Annotated in this window: 13 protein-coding genes; 8 read left to right on the forward strand and 5 right to left on the reverse strand. The window is 71.4% G+C overall.

Annotation, left to right across the window (positions count from 1 at the left end):
* Positions 1-189: 189 nt before the first annotated feature.
* Complete coding sequence (locus tag ACFVX9_RS14180; protein ID WP_387981823.1) at positions 190-1,767, forward strand: glycosyltransferase family 87 protein; 1,578 nt, start codon at positions 190-192, stop codon at positions 1,765-1,767.
* 31 nt (positions 1,768-1,798) lie between these two features.
* On the opposite strand, the gene ACFVX9_RS14185 is transcribed toward ACFVX9_RS14180, so the two are convergent.
* The 3 genes from ACFVX9_RS14185 to ACFVX9_RS14195 all read right to left on the reverse strand — a co-directional run bounded on the left by ACFVX9_RS14185 (position 1,799) and on the right by ACFVX9_RS14195 (position 4,442).
* On the reverse strand, positions 1,799-2,833 hold the full coding sequence (locus tag ACFVX9_RS14185) for an alanine racemase (protein ID WP_063348483.1): 1,035 nt from the start codon (positions 2,831-2,833) through the stop codon (positions 1,799-1,801).
* A 13-nt stretch (positions 2,834-2,846) separates the two neighbouring features.
* Positions 2,847-3,965 carry a peptidoglycan bridge formation glycyltransferase FemA/FemB family protein gene (locus tag ACFVX9_RS14190; protein ID WP_063348484.1) on the reverse strand — a complete coding sequence of 373 codons (1,119 nt, stop codon included), beginning with the start codon at positions 3,963-3,965 and terminating at the stop codon, positions 2,847-2,849.
* Positions 3,966-4,142: 177 nt separating this feature from the next.
* Positions 4,143-4,442, reverse strand: a complete 300-nt coding sequence (locus tag ACFVX9_RS14195; RefSeq protein WP_063348485.1) for a hypothetical protein — start codon at positions 4,440-4,442, stop codon at positions 4,143-4,145.
* 315 nt (positions 4,443-4,757) lie between these two features.
* Here ACFVX9_RS14195 and rpsF point away from each other — a divergent pair, with 315 nt between their 5' ends.
* The 4 genes from rpsF to rplI all read left to right on the forward strand — a co-directional run bounded on the left by rpsF (position 4,758) and on the right by rplI (position 6,546).
* On the forward strand, positions 4,758-5,048 hold the full coding sequence (rpsF, locus tag ACFVX9_RS14200; RefSeq protein WP_063348486.1) for a 30S ribosomal protein S6: 291 nt from the start codon (positions 4,758-4,760) through the stop codon (positions 5,046-5,048).
* 96 nt (positions 5,049-5,144) lie between these two features.
* A complete protein-coding gene (locus ACFVX9_RS14205; RefSeq protein ID WP_063348487.1) occupies positions 5,145-5,765 on the forward strand; it encodes a single-stranded DNA-binding protein in 621 nt (206 codons plus the stop codon).
* Positions 5,766-5,845: 80 nt separating this feature from the next.
* Entirely contained in the window at positions 5,846-6,082 is a 237-nt protein-coding gene (gene rpsR, locus ACFVX9_RS14210; RefSeq protein ID WP_030304537.1) for a 30S ribosomal protein S18, read from the forward strand.
* A 17-nt stretch (positions 6,083-6,099) separates the two neighbouring features.
* The gene (gene rplI / locus ACFVX9_RS14215) at positions 6,100-6,546 is read left to right on the forward strand and encodes a 50S ribosomal protein L9 (RefSeq protein WP_063348488.1); all 447 of its coding nucleotides are present in this window, start codon (positions 6,100-6,102) and stop codon (positions 6,544-6,546) included.
* A gap of 128 nt (positions 6,547-6,674) precedes the next feature.
* Here rplI and ACFVX9_RS14220 read toward each other — a convergent pair whose 3' ends face one another.
* Positions 6,675-8,015, reverse strand: coding sequence for an MATE family efflux transporter (locus ACFVX9_RS14220; protein WP_387981825.1), 1,341 nt, complete (start codon positions 8,013-8,015; stop codon positions 6,675-6,677).
* 452 nt (positions 8,016-8,467) lie between these two features.
* On the opposite strand from ACFVX9_RS14220, the gene dnaB reads away from it, so the two are divergent.
* Together dnaB and ACFVX9_RS14230 are read left to right on the forward strand one after the other, a co-directional pair.
* Entirely contained in the window at positions 8,468-10,114 is a 1,647-nt protein-coding gene (gene dnaB, locus ACFVX9_RS14225; RefSeq protein ID WP_380369734.1) for a replicative DNA helicase, read from the forward strand.
* 92 nt (positions 10,115-10,206) lie between these two features.
* On the forward strand, positions 10,207-11,673 hold the full coding sequence (locus ACFVX9_RS14230; RefSeq protein ID WP_079135734.1) for an acyltransferase: 1,467 nt from the start codon (positions 10,207-10,209) through the stop codon (positions 11,671-11,673).
* A 74-nt stretch (positions 11,674-11,747) separates the two neighbouring features.
* Here ACFVX9_RS14230 and manA read toward each other — a convergent pair whose 3' ends face one another.
* Positions 11,748-12,938: a mannose-6-phosphate isomerase, class I gene (gene manA / locus ACFVX9_RS14235; protein ID WP_387981826.1), complete on the reverse strand. Its 1,191-nt coding sequence runs from the start codon at positions 12,936-12,938 to the stop codon at positions 11,748-11,750.
* 329 nt (positions 12,939-13,267) lie between these two features.
* On the opposite strand from manA, the gene ACFVX9_RS14240 reads away from it, so the two are divergent.
* Positions 13,268-14,032, forward strand: coding sequence for a polyprenol monophosphomannose synthase (locus ACFVX9_RS14240; protein WP_380428610.1), 765 nt, complete (start codon positions 13,268-13,270; stop codon positions 14,030-14,032).
* The last annotated feature ends 76 nt before the right edge of the window (positions 14,033-14,108 follow it).

Genomic DNA, 14,108 nt, shown 5'->3' on the forward strand with positions numbered 1-14,108 from the left:
GGGGAAAAGAGGGGTTGGTACCAAAAACAACCACCGGGGAAGGGGAAAAAAGAGGGGGGGGTGCCTCCTTCCTCAGGATCCCCCCCACCGCCGTTTCGTCATGATTCGCCGTGCCGCCGGGCGACGGAGGCCGGGCCCGTTGCGGGGTCCTCCTCGTCCCGGTGGGGCCGGTGCGGCAGGATGTCCGGCATGACGTCGAGCGATCGTGACGAATCCGCAGGGCCGGCCGGGCCCGGCGACGCCGCAGGGCCGGTCGGGCCGGCCGTCGCCACGGCCGCGCCGCCGGTCAACACCGTGGTCGTCCCGGCCGACGAGGACCCGGTGGCGGCGGCCGGCAGCGAGGTGATCGGCGGCCCGCCGGGCCGCCGGGCGCTGCTGGGCGTCTCCTGGTGGATCCCGGCGCGCTTCCTGGCGCTGGCGGTGATCGTGGTCTCGGTGCTCGGCATGGTGCAGAAGGCGCCCTGCTACAACCAGGCCTGGTTCCAGCCGGGTTCGCCGCAGTACATCCACGCCTGCTACAGCGACATCCCGCACCTGTTCTCCGGCCGCGGCTTCTCGGCCGGGCTGCACCCGTACGTGGACCGCATCCCGGGCACCTCGGGGGATCTGCAGTACCTCGAATACCCGGTGCTGACCGGCCTGTTCATGCAGGTCGCGGCCTGGCTGACGCCCGGCGCCGGCACCTCGCAGGACCAGGAGCGGTGGTTCTGGGCGATCAACGCGGGGCTGCTGATGGCCTGCGCGGTGGTCGCCGTGGTGGCGCTCTCGCGCACCCACCGCCGCCGCCCCTGGGACGCCCTGCTGTTCGCGCTCGCGCCCGTCCTGCTGCTGAACGGCACGGTCAACTGGGACCTCCTCGCGGTCGCGCTGGCCGCCGTGGCGATGGCCTGGTGGTCCGGCTCCCGGCCCGGCTGGGCGGGTGTCTTCATCGGCCTGGCCACCGCGGCCAAGCTCTACCCGGTGCTGTTGCTCGGCCCGCTGCTGGTGCTCTGCTGGCGGGCCGGGAAGTGGCGTGAGTTCCGGGTGATGCTGGCCGGCGCGGTCGGCTCCTGGCTGCTGGTCAACCTGCCGATCATGGCGGCCAACTGGCAGGGCTGGTCGACCTTCTACGTGTTCAGCAAGCACCGCGCCGAGGACTACGGCTCGTTCTGGCTGATCCTGATGCAGAGCCGGGGCACGGGGCTGGCCGACCTCGACCTCTACATCGGCGTGCTGATGGTCCTCGGCTGCCTGGCCATAGCGTGGCTCGGCTTCACGGCGCCCCGCCGCCCGCGCCTCGCGCAGCTGGCCTTCCTGGTGGTCGCCCTGTTCGTGCTGGTCAACAAGGTGTACTCGCCGCAGTACGCGCTCTGGCTGCTGCCGCTCGCGGTGCTGGCCCGGCCGCGCTGGCGGGACTTCCTGATCTGGCAGGCCTGCGAGGTGCTGTACACCCTGGGCATCTGGTCCCACCTGGGCTTCGTCACCGGGCCCAAGCAGCACGGGATCGGCGAGGCCTGGTACCACTTCGCGGTCGTGCTGCACCTGCTGGGCACGCTCTACCTGGTGGTCATGGTGGTCCGCGACGCCCTGCAGCCGGACCGCGACCCGGTGCGCTGGGACGGCAGCGACGACCCGTCCGGCGGGGTGCTCGACCGGGCCCCGGACGTGTTCGTGCTCGGCACCGCCCGGACGCTGCGCGAGGAGGAGAGCTACGCCGGATACGCGCCGGCCGGCTCCGAGCAGTGGCTGGACGAGCCGGAACTGCCGGAGCCGGCCGAGAAGGCGTAGGCGCTTCAGTCGTTCTAGGGCCGGACAGGGCCTAGCGGTCCACCACGCGGTCGAAGTGCGTGGTGGTGTGCCGGACCTGGAGGCCGAGCTCCTCGCCGATCGCGGGGGGCTTGGTCTCGCCGTCCAGGAACAGCAGCGAGACCTGCATGTGCGGCGGCTCGGCGAACCAGAGCTGCTTGCCGGCCCAGTGGAACGGCGACTTGGTCTTGTTGACGGTCGCCAGGCCGGCCCGGGCGATGCCCTTGGCCCGGGAGGCCATGGTCTGCACGTACTTGGGCGCCTCCAGGCCGATGCCGTGCGCGGTGCCGCCGGCCACCACCACGATGTGGCCGTCGGCCGGCGCCGGGTGCTGGCGGTAGCCGTAGCGGTCGCCCTTCTTCACCGGGGTGACGTCCAGCACCGTGGCCCGGACCTCCAGCGCGCCGTGGTCGCCCAGCCAGAGCCGGGTGCCGATCCGGGCCCGGAAGACGATGTCCGGGTAGCGCTGGGCCAGCTGCTCCATGCCGGCCGCGCCGAGGTGGCTGACGTACACGGTGTGCACCGGCACCCCGGCCGCCCGGGCGGTGTCCACCCAGTGGACGACCTCCTCGGTCGGGCTGGAGCCGTCCGGCCGGTCCATCGGCAGGTGCAGCGCCAGGCCCTCGAAGGCGACGCCGTCCAGCTCGGCGGCGACGGCCGTGAGGTCGGCGGCGCTCACCCCGTGGCGGCGCATGGAGGTCATGCACTCCACCACCACCCGGGCGCCGCGCAGCGCCCGCAGCGCGTCCAGGTTCGCCACCGTCCGGATCACCCGGGCGTGCGGCAGCGGCAGCGCCTCCTCGCCGACCCGGTACGGGGTGAGCACCAGCAGCTCGCCGCCGTACCACTCGGCGGCGTCGGCCGCCTCGTACGCGGTGCCGACGGCCAGCACACCGGTGCCCAGCAGCGTCGCCTCCTCGGCCAGCCGGTGGTTGCCCAGGCCGTAGCCGTTCCCCTTGGCGACCGGCACCAGGCCGGGGAACTCGGCGAGGACGGAGCGCTGGTGGGTGCGCCAGCGTTCGGTGTCGAGGTAGAGCGACAGCGTCATCGGGTCAGCCTCCTCAGCGGCGGGACATGTAGAGGTCGAGGGCCTTGTGCAGCAGCTTGTTGAGCGGGAAGTCCCACTCGCCGAGGTACTCGGCGGCCTGGCCGCCGGTGCCGACCTTGAACTGGATCAGGCCGAACAGGTGGTCGTTCTCGTCCAGGGTGTCGCTGATGCCGCGCAGGTCGTACACGCCGCCGCCGAGCGCGTAGGAGTCGCGCATCATCCGCCACTGGATCGCGTTGGACGGCTTGACCTCGCGCTTGTGGTTGGCCGAGGCGCCGTAGGAGTACCAGACGTGCTCGCCGACCACCAGCATCGTGGTCGCGGCCAGCGGCTCGCCGTCGTGGTAGGCGATGTAGAGCCGCATCCGGTTCTGGTCCTCGGCGGTGAGGGCCTTCCACATCCGCTGGAAGTAGGACAGCGGGCGCGGGGTGAACTTGTCGCGCTCGGCGGTCACCAGGTAGAGCTGGTGGAAGATCGGCAGCTCGTCGTAGCCGCCCTGGTACACCTCGACGCCGCTCTTCTCGGCCTTCTTGATGTTGCGGCGCCAGAGCTGGTTGAAGTTCTTGTGGATGTCGTCCAGCGAGCGGTTGGCCAGCGGCACCTGGAACACGTAGCGCGGCTGGACGTCGCCGAAGCCGGCGCCGCCGTCCTCGCCCTGCAGCCAGCCGGCCTTGCGCAGCCGGTCGGCCACCTCGAAGGCGCGCGCCTCGTACCAGTCGGCCTCGACGTCGCGCAGGCGCTTGGCCTGCTTGCCGGCGATGGCCTCCTTGATGGTGGGGGCGTTCCAGCGGCGGATGACGATCGGCGGGCCCATCTTGACCGAGAACGCGCCCTGCGACTTGAGGTGGGCGAGCATCGGGGAGAGCCAGCGGTCGAGGTCCCGGTCGAACCAGTCGATGACCGGGCCCTCGGGCAGGTAGGCGAGGTAGCGCTTGAGCTTGGGCAGCTGCCGGTAGAGCACCAGGCCGGCGCCGACGAGCTGGTTGGCCTCGTCGAACCAGCCGATCGACTCCGAGCGCCACTCGGCCTTCACGTCGCCCCACGACGGCACCTGCATGTGGCTGGCCGAGGCGCGGCTCCTGATGAAGGCGAGGTGCTCCTCGCGGGTGATCGTCCTCAGGCGCAGGCTCATTGCTCGGTGCTCCTCGTCGGTCGGGCTGCGGTGGGCCCAGGTTCTCGGGCTGACCCTATCGTCCGGGGCCCGGGCGCCCGCCGCTGCGGGCGCGACGGCGCCCCCGTCGCGTACCTGTCTCCTTGCAGATACGCCACGGGGGCGCCGAGGGTTCCGGAACGGTGCGCCCGGGGCGGCTCAGCCCCAGAGGCCGCCCCGGGCGATGCCGAGGTAGAAGCCGATGGCGGAGGCGCCGAGCGTGATCATCAGCACGAAGCGCTCGGCCGTGGTGACCGAGACGAACATGCCGAGCAGCCCCGTGATGATCCCGAACAGGCCGGTCCACGAGGTCAGCAGGTGCAGGTTGTGGAAGAACGAGGTGGTGAAGGCGATCACGCCCAGCACGGCGGTGAGGCCCACCAGGGCGTTCTCGCGGGGGTGCGGGTGGCCGTCGGTGTTCAGTGTGAGCGCGGGCATGCGGTGGACGGACTGGGCCATGAGTCCCACCTCCTGGCGTGGAGACGAACGGGCAGGAATCCCGTTCCGTCCAGATTGCGGCGGTTGGGCCCGTCTCACAACCCCTATGCGTTTTGTTCGGCCGTCCGGGTGCGGGTAGGCTGTGCCGTCTGCACTGGTGTAGTTGTGCCCCCTTGCGCCCTCTTCCGGGCGACCACCCCGTCGGGTGAGCGGGGCCCGATTGTCGGACCCGGCCGCTACGGTGGCCGGTGTCGTCACTGCTCCGGTGCCGACGCTGCACAACCCTCCTGCCACGGAGAGACCGTGGCCGTTGAGTCCAAAGGAGGTGGGTTACCCATGCGTCACTACGAGGTGATGGTCATCCTCGACCCCTCGGTCGAGGAGCGCGCTGTCTCCCCCCTGATCGAGAACTTCCTCACCGTCGTCCGGAACGCCGGCGGCAAGGTGGAGAAGGTCGACACCTGGGGTCGTCGCCGTCTGGCTTACGAGATCAACAAGCAGTCCGAGGGCATCTACTCGGTCATCGACCTGAAGGCCACGCCTGAGGTCGTCAAGGAGCTCGACCGCCAGATGGGCCTGAGCGAGTCGGTTCTGCGGACCAAGGTCCTGCGCCCGGACACCCACTGAGCCACCTCTGAGGCCTTCGGGTCTCGGGTAGCTCGCGTCCGCTGTTTCACGTGAAACAGCGGTGAACGGACATCTTCCCGAGAGGTCATCACCACCATGGCAGGCGAGACCGTCATCACCCTCGTCGGCAATCTCGTCGACGACCCCGAGCTGCGCTTCACCCCGTCGGGTGCGGCGGTCGCGAAGTTCCGTATCGCGTCCACCCCCCGCACCTTCGACCGTCAGACGAACGAGTGGAAGGACGGCGAGAGCCTCTTCCTCACGTGCAACGTCTGGCGGCAGCCGGCGGAGAACGTGGCCGAGTCGCTGCAGCGCGGCATGCGCGTCATCGTGCAGGGCCGACTGCGCCAGCGGTCTTACGAGACCAAGGAAGGCGAGAAGCGGACGGTCTTCGAGGTCGAGGTCGACGAGGTCGGCCCGAGCCTGCGCTCGGCGACCGCGAAGGTCACCCGGGCCAACCGGTCCGGTGGCCCCGGCGGCTCTGGTGGCGGCTTCGGCGGCCAGCAGGGCGGCGGCGGTGGCCAGCAGGGCGGTTGGGGCGGCGGTGGCGGCCAGCAGGGCGGCGGCGGCAGCTGGGGTGGAAACTCCGGCGGCGGCGGCCAGTCCGGCCCCTCCGACGACCCGTGGGCGTCCAGCACTCCGTCCGGCGGCCAGCAGGGCGGCGGCAGCTGGGGCGCCCCGTCCGGTGGCGGCTTCTCGGAAGAGCCTCCGTTCTAAGAGCTGACAGATTTCGTGCGGCCCGGCCGCCGGCGTCCTGAGGACGCAGGCCGGGCCGTGAACCCCAAATGGAGCACACAATGGCGAAGCCGCCTGCTCGCAAGCCGAAGAAGAAGGTTTGCGTCTTCTGCAAGGACAAGGTCAACTACGTTGACTACAAGGACACGAACCTGCTGCGGAAGTTCATCTCCGACCGTGGCAAGATCCGTGCCCGCCGGGTCACCGGCAACTGCACCCAGCACCAGCGTGACGTCGCCACGGCCGTGAAGAACAGCCGTGAGATGGCGCTGCTGCCCTACACCAGCACCGCGCGCTAAGAGAGGGTGACCAAGTAATGAAGATCATCCTCACGCACGAGGTGCCGGGTCTCGGCTCCGCCGGCGAGGTCGTCGAGGTCAAGGACGGCTACGCCCGCAACTACCTGGTTCCGCGTGGCTACGCCATCCGCTGGACCAAGGGCGGCCAGAAGGACGTCGACGCGATCCGTCGCGCCCGCAAGATCCACGAGATCCAGACCCTTGAGGCCGCCAACGAGGTCAAGGGCAAGCTCGAGGGCGTCCAGGTCAAGCTGGCCGTTCGCTCGGGTGACGCCGGCCGTCTGTTCGGTTCGGTGACCCAGGCCGACGTCGTGGAGGCCATCAAGGCCGCCGGCGGCCCGGCCGTGGACAAGCGCGCCGTCGCGATCGCCTCGCCGATCAAGACCGTGGGCACCCACAAGGTCTCGGTCAAGCTGCACGCCGACGTCCAGGCCAACCTCGACGTCGCCGTCGTCGCTGCCTGAGTTCCGTAGCAGTGGCCTGAGGGCCGGACTCCTCCGGGAGTCCGGCCCTCGGTCGTGTTCCGGAGCGTTCGGCCCCTGCGCATTCGGTGCCGGCGCATTCCGTGCCGGAGCCCTCGGCCCCGGCGCCGTCAGCTCCGGACGGCCCCGGTGACCAGCCAGCGGCCGCCGCGCGCCCGCCCGACCAGGAAGGCCGCGCGGACCAGCATGAACAGGTTCATCGCCCACCACAGCCCGGCCAGCCCGGTGCCGGTGGCCGGCACCGCGATCGCCGCCGGGGTGAACACCGCCAGGGTCGCGATCGCCGCCCAGGCCAGGTAGGGGCCGTCCCCGGCGCCCATCAGCACCCCGTCCAGCACGAAGACCAGGCCGGCGACCGGCTGGCTGAGGGCGAGCAGCAGCAGGGCGGTGTCCAACTGCCCCTGCACCGCCGGATCGGGCGTGAACAGCGGGACGTACAGCGGGCGGGCGGCCACCACCAGCAGACCCAGCAGCACGCCCGAGCCGATGCCCCACTCGACCATCCGGCGGGTGGCGGCCCTGGCGCCCGGGGCGTCCTCGGCGCCCAGGTAGCGGCCGATGATCGCCTGGCCGGCGATCGCGATGGCGTCCAGGGCGAAGGCCAGGAAGCTGAACAGCGTCATGGTGATCTGGTGCGCGGCCACCTGGTCGTCGCCCAGCCTGGCGGCCACCGCGGTGGCGATCATCAGCACCGCGCGCAGGCTGACCGTCCGGACCAGCAGCGGACCGCCCGCCCTCGCACTGGCCCGGATGCCGGCCGCGTCCGGCCGCAGCGAGGCGTGCTCGCGCCGCGCCCCTCGCACCACCACGACCAGGTAGACGGCGGCCATCCCGGTCTGCGCGAGCACGGTGCCCCAGGCCGAGCCGGCCACCCCGAGCCCGGCGCCGTACACCAGGCCGGCGTTCAGGCCGATGTTGGCGGTGAAGCCCGCGATCGCCACCAGCAGCGGCGTGCGGGTGTCCTGGAGGCCGCGCAGCACGCCGGTGGCGGCCATCACCATGAGCATCGCGGGGATGCCCAGGGCGCTGATCCGCAGGTACGTCACGGCGTAGGGGGCGGCGGTCTCCGAGGCCCCCAGGACGTCGGCCGCCCAGGGGGCCAGCAGCACGGTGAGCAGCACCACCGGGACGGCCAGGCCGAGGGCGAGCCAGATGCCGTCGACGCCCTGCTGGACGGCGCCGCGGCGGTCCCCGGCACCGATCCGGCGGGCCACCGCCGCGGTGGTGGCGTAGGCGAGGAAGACGAACACGCCGGTCGCGGTGGACAGCGCGGCGGCGGCGACGCCGACTCCGGCCAGCTGCGGGGTGCCGAGGTGGCCGACGATCGCCGAGTCGGCCATCAGGAAGAGCGGTTCGGCGACCAGCGCGCCGAAGGCCGGGACGGCCAGTGCGAGGATCTCCCGGTCGTGCCGGCGTCTGGAGGGGGTCGGGGCTGCGGGAGGGGCGGTCATGGGCTCCAGGCTACTCATCCACAGGTAATGACTGCTAGTGGCAGTTGTCTATTACTCGAATTCTTGAGCGAGGCGTTCGACCCGCTTCGCGCCCGCGGGGGTCCGGCTGTGTGTGAAGAATTTCTCATGCACAGGCCCGGAAAGAGGTAATACCTGGTCAACAGGTTGACGGTGGACAGATGGTCTGGTTATCCACAGGGCCTTCCACAGGGGCGTCCACAGCTTTGCGGCACTTCTCCACAGCCCAGGGCCGCTCGTCCACACCCCCTGTGGATAACCGCCTTGGCTGAACGGCTCCCGGCGCCTTAGCGTGGGCCCTCCGCCCGACACTCCCGCCCGCCCCGGCGTCCGATTTGTCGGTGCCGTGGCGTACAAAGAGGAGCGGCTCCGCTCCACCCAGCCACCGGCAAGACCCGCTCCAACTCGCACCACTCGCTGATCGGGGAACACGCGTGACCGGCCCCCAGTACGACGACCACGACGCCCCGCCGCCGGAGGAGGACTGGCAGCCCGCCGAGGACCCCTTCCCCGCCGGCGCCTTCGACGACGCGTCCTTCCCCGACGGGCCCGGCGACCGGCTCCCGGTCTCCCGCAGCCGCTCCGGCCAGGGCGGCGGCCGGGACGGCAACCGCGACGGCGGCGGCCGCGAGGGCGGCTTCCAGAAGGGCGGCAAGGGCGGCCGGAGCGGCTCCCAGCGCGACGGTTCGCAGAGCGGTGGCGGTGGCGGCGGCTGGCAGCGCCGTGGCGACGACGAGGGCCAGGGCGGCGCGGACGGCTTCGAGCGCGTCCCCCCGCAGGACCTCGCCGCCGAGCAGTCCGTCCTCGGCGGCATGCTGCTGTCCAAGGACGCCATCGCCGACGTGGTCGAGGTGCTCAAGCCGGCCGACTACTACCGGCCCGCGCACGAGATGGTCCACGGCGCGATCCTCGACCTGTACGCCCGCGGCGAGCCGGCCGACCCGATCACCGTGGCCGGCGAGCTCACCAAGCGCGGCGAGCTCCAGCGCGTCGGCGGCGCCTCCTACCTGCACACCCTGGTCAACTCCGTCCCGACCGCCGCCAACGCCGAGTACTACGCCCAGATCGTCCACGAGCGCGCCGTCCTGCGCCGCCTGGTCGAGGCCGGCACCCGGATCGCCGGCATGGGCTACGCGGCCGAGGGCGACGTCGACGAGATCGTCAACGCCGCCCAGGCGGAGATCTACGCCGTCACCGAGCAGCGCACCAACGAGGACTACGCGCCGCTCGCCGACATCATGGAGGGCGCCCTCGACGAGATCGAGGCGATCGGCTCCCGCAACGGCCAGATGTCCGGCGTCCCGACCGGCTTCGCCGACTTCGACGCGCTCACCAACGGCCTCCACCCCGGCCAGATGATCGTCATCGCGGCCCGTCCCGCGATGGGCAAGTCGACCCTGGCGCTGGACTTCGCCCGCGCCTGCTCGATCCAGAACAAGCTGCCGAGCGTGATCTTCTCGCTCGAAATGGGCCGCAACGAGATCGCCATGCGCCTGCTGTCCGCCGAGGCCCGGGTCGCGCTGCACCACATGCGCTCCGGGAACATGACGGACGACGACTGGACCCGCGTCGCCCGCCGGATGCCCGACGTCAGCGAGGCGCCGCTGTTCATCGACGACTCCCCGAACCTGTCGATGATGGAGATCCGGGCCAAGTGCCGCCGGCTCAAGCAGCGCAACGACATCAAGCTGGTCGTCATCGACTACCTCCAGCTGATGCAGTCCGGCGGCTCCCGCCGGGCCGAGAACCGCCAGCAGGAGGTCTCCGACATGTCGCGAAACCTGAAGCTGCTGGCCAAGGAGCTGGAAGTCCCGGTCATCGCGCTCTCCCAGCTGAACCGTGGCCCCGAACAGCGCACCGACAAGCGGCCGATGGTCTCCGACCTGCGCGAGTCCGGCTCGATCGAGCAGGACGCCGACATGGTCATCCTGCTCCACCGCGAGGACGCCTACGAGAAGGAGTCCCCGCGCGCCGGCGAGGCCGACCTGATCGTCGCCAAGCACCGTAACGGCCCCACCGCCACCATCACGGTGGCCTTCCAGGGCCACTACTCGCGCTTCGTCGACATGACCCGGGACTAGGACAGGACCTGGCACCGACGAGGGGCACCGGGGGGCCTCGTCCGACCGTCACCGAGGCCAACGCAGCAGTGTGATGAGCTACTGTCCGTGCGGTGAAAACGATACGACAGCTGTCCGCCCGCCGGGCCGGGGGAAGCACGAAGGCTCGGGCGAGCGGGTCGGCCAGTCGGCTGGGCTGGCTCGACGCGCTTCGCGGCGTGGCCGCCCTGGTGGTGGCGCTCCACCACTTCGACGTCCTGAAGATGCTGCCGGACGGGGTGGCGTCCTTCATCTGGTGGCACGCCGACCTGGGCCTCTACGGCGTCATGCTGTTCTTCCTGGTCAGCGGCTACATCATCCCGGCCTCGCTGGAGCGTCGCGGGGACGTGCGGGCGTTCTGGATCGGACGGATCTTCCGGCTCTGGCCGCCGGTGATCATCGGTATCACGGTGGCGCTGGCCATCATCCCGAAGGGCGACGGCTCGGTCGCGCTCTTCGCCACCGATCACGACCTGATCTACGTGGCCGCCAACTCGACCATGCTGCAGGACTTCATGGGCGTCTGGAACGGCCTGGGCGTCATGTGGACCCTCAGCTACGAGATGGTCTTCTACTACATGGTCACCGCGCTCTTCACGGTCGGCCAGCACCGCCGCAGCGGCCCGATCGCGGTCGGCTTCGCCGGCGTGGCGCTGCTCTTCGGCACCTCCATCGCCTCCCACACGCTGACCAGCGACATCACCTCGACCCGCAACCTCGTCTGGGGCTCCGTCCTGATCGTGCTGTTCGGCTTCGCCTGCGTGCTGAGCGGCCGGCCGAACCTGACCCGGGTCGGGGCGATCACGCTCGGTCTGCTGGGCTTCGTGCTGATGTACAACAACAGCCGGGCCCCGATGTTCGAGACCCTGATGATCTTCGCGACGATGTTCGCGGGCACCGCGATCTACCGGGCCGAGAACCGCCAGATCGACCGCCTCCAGGCGATCCTGTGCTGCGGCTTCGTGGTCGTCGCGGGGGTGGCCGTCGCCTGGATGTACAACCGTGACGGCATGGAGCAGAACACCTGGACGGCCGGCTGGATGGCCTGGGCCGGCTCCTACCTCGGGGCCTGGATCACGTTCGGCATCGGCATGGCGCTGCGCAAGCGCCGCTTCCCGAAGCCGCTCACCTGGCTCGGCGGGATCAGCTTCTCGCTCTACCTGCTGCACGTCCCGCTGGTCCACACCATCCAGCCGCTGCTGCACGTGCCCAAGGTGCCGCCGACGACCGGCGGCAAGCTGATCTGGACGGCCGAGTACCTCGTCGTGATCATGCTGGCGAGCTGGGTGATGTACCGGCTGGTGGAGCTGCCCGTGCAGAAGCTGGGCCGCAAGGTGGCCAAGGCGGTCGAGCGCCGCTGGCCGGGCAGCGCCCTGCAGCCGGCGGCCGCCGTGTCGATCGGGGCGCCCGCGACCGGCGAGGCCGCCGGGGCTGTTCCGGCCCAGTCCGGGGAGAAGGGCCAGGGCGGGGGCCAGGATCAGGAGAAGGATCAGGTGCCGGTCGAAGTCGGCGCCGGCGGCCCGGGGCAACGGGTCGGCTGACCGCCGCACGGACACACCGAGGGCTCGCCTCCCACCCGGGAGGCGAGCCCTCGGCACGTGGTCCCCGGGCGCCGTCAGACGGTGACGGTGGCGCGGAAGAGGGTCGTGGCAGTGCCGGACAGCCGGGTGGGGGCGCCGGTGGCGGGGAGGAAGGCCGACCGGCCGGGGGCGAGGTCCAGGGTGGTGCCGTCGGCGGCGGTGAGCCGGGCGGTGCCCTCGGTGCAGAGCAGGATCTGTGGGGCGCGGCCGTCGATCTCGCGGTCCCGGCCGTCCAGGACGAAGCGGGAGAGCCGGAACTCGTCGATCGGGACGGGGTAGAGCTCCTCGCCGGCGGTGCCGTCGACCGGGCGGGGGTGCAGCAGCTCGGGGGCGCCGGCCTCGAAGACCAGGACCTTCAGCAGCTCGGGCAGGTCGATGTGCTTGGGGGTGAGGCCGGCCCGCAGCACGTTGTCGGAGTTGGCCTGGAGCTCGACGCAGGCACCCGCCAGGTAGGCGTGCGGCACGCCGGCGTCCAGGTAGAGCGCCTCGCCGGCCCGGAGCCGGAAGTGGTTGAGCAGCAGGGCGGCGATCAGACCGCGGTCCTCCGGGAAGTCCTCGGCGATCCGGGCGTACGGCCCGTAGTCGCCGGCCGGGTCGGTGCGGGCCAGGGCCGCGGCCGTCTCCCGGACGGTCTCCTCGGCGGCCTTCCCGTCCATGGTGAGGATGGCGGCCAGCGTGCCGCGCAGCGCCTCGGCCTCGTCCTCGACGGCCAGCAGGTCGATCAGCGGGCCGAGCCCGGGCACCGCGAGCCCGGCCATCAGCCCGGCCGCCTCGGCGGGCCGCCGGAAGCCGCAGAGACCCTCGAAGGCGCCCAGCGCGCAGACCATCTCGGGCTTGTGGTTGGCGTCGCGGTAGCTCCGCTCGGGGGCGTCCAGCGGGATGCCGAGGGCGTTCTCGGCGGCGAACCCGGCGCGGGCCTGGGCGATCGTGGGGTGGGCCTGGATGGACAGCGGGATGCCCGCGGTCAGGATCTTGAACAGGAACGGCAGGGCCGGACCGAACCGGGTGACGGTCGCGGCGCCGAGTTCGCCCTCGGGGTCGGCCGCGATCAGCTCGTCCAACCGGCGGGGCCCCTCGCCCCGGTCGGCCCGGGACGGGTCGCCGGGGTGGGCGCCCATCCACAGCTCGGCCTGCGGTTCGCCGGTCGGCTCCTGCCCGAGCAGTTCGGGCAGGGCGGTCAGCGACCCCCAGGCGTACGGGCGGACGGTGTTGATGAGCCTGTCCATGCGCGCGGTCCTACTCCTTCGCTGGGTGGCGGGTGTGCCGGATCGTCGGGGCAACGGGCCCGGCGGTGCGGGGGTCCGGGCACGGGCAAGGTCATCGACCCTAGCCGACCGGTGTCGCCCGCGAGGAAACGGCGGGTATCGGAGGGGAGTGCCCTGGCCGGACCGGTGGTTCCCGGGCGCGGTAGTAGGATGCCAGGACGCAGTAGTCTCCGCCCTGCACAGCAGTTTCCACCGTGGTCACTCCGTCGGCGGGCTGCCGGCGGAGCCGCGTTCCAGAGTGCGGGCGATGGTGTTCTGACACTCCCCGCCATCGGCCGAGAGGTTTGTACGTGACCGTGAACCAGCAGAGTTTTGCTGATCTCGGCAGGGTCCTGGTGATCATTCCGACCTACAACGAGGCGGAGAACGTCGAGCGGATCGTCGGCCGGGTGCGGGCGGCGGTCCCCGAGGCCCACGTGCTGGTCGCCGACGACAACAGCCCCGACGGCACCGGCGAACTGGCCGACAAGCTGTCCGCCGAGGACCCGAACGTGCACGTCATGCACCGCAAGGGCAAGGAGGGCCTGGGCGCCGCCTACCTCGCGGGCTTCCGCTGGGGCATCGACCACGGCTACGACGTCCTGGTCGAGATGGACGCGGACGGCTCGCACCAGCCCGAGGAACTGGACCGGCTGCTGGGCGCGCTGCGCGGCGCCGACCTGGTGCTGGGCTCGCGCTGGGTGCCGGGCGGCCGGGTGGTGAACTGGCCGAAGTCGCGCCTGCTGCTCTCCCGCGGCGGCTCGACCTACTCGCGGCTGGCGCTGGGCGTGCCGATCCGGGACGTCACCGGCGGCTACCGGGCGTTCCGCAAGGAGACCCTGCTGGGCCTGGGCATGGACGAGGTGGCCTCGGCCGGGTACTGCTTCCAGGTCGACCTGGCCTGGCGCACGGTGAAGGCCGGGTTCAAGGTGGCCGAGGTGCCGATCACCTTCGTCGAGCGCGAGCTGGGCGCGTCCAAGATGAGCCGCAACATCGTCGTCGAGGCGCTGTGGCGGGTGACCGCCTGGGGCGTCTCCGACCGGCTGGCCCGCCTGCGCGGCGCGATCAAGCGCTGAGCTCCACGACGTAACCTCCACGACGTAACCGCCCGGGGCCCGTCCGTTGCCACAACGGACGGGCCCCGGGCGTTTT

It is taken from the genome of Kitasatospora sp. NPDC058243, from assembly GCF_042882025.1.
In the GTDB taxonomy this organism is placed as follows: Bacteria; Actinomycetota; Actinomycetes; order Streptomycetales; family Streptomycetaceae; genus Kitasatospora.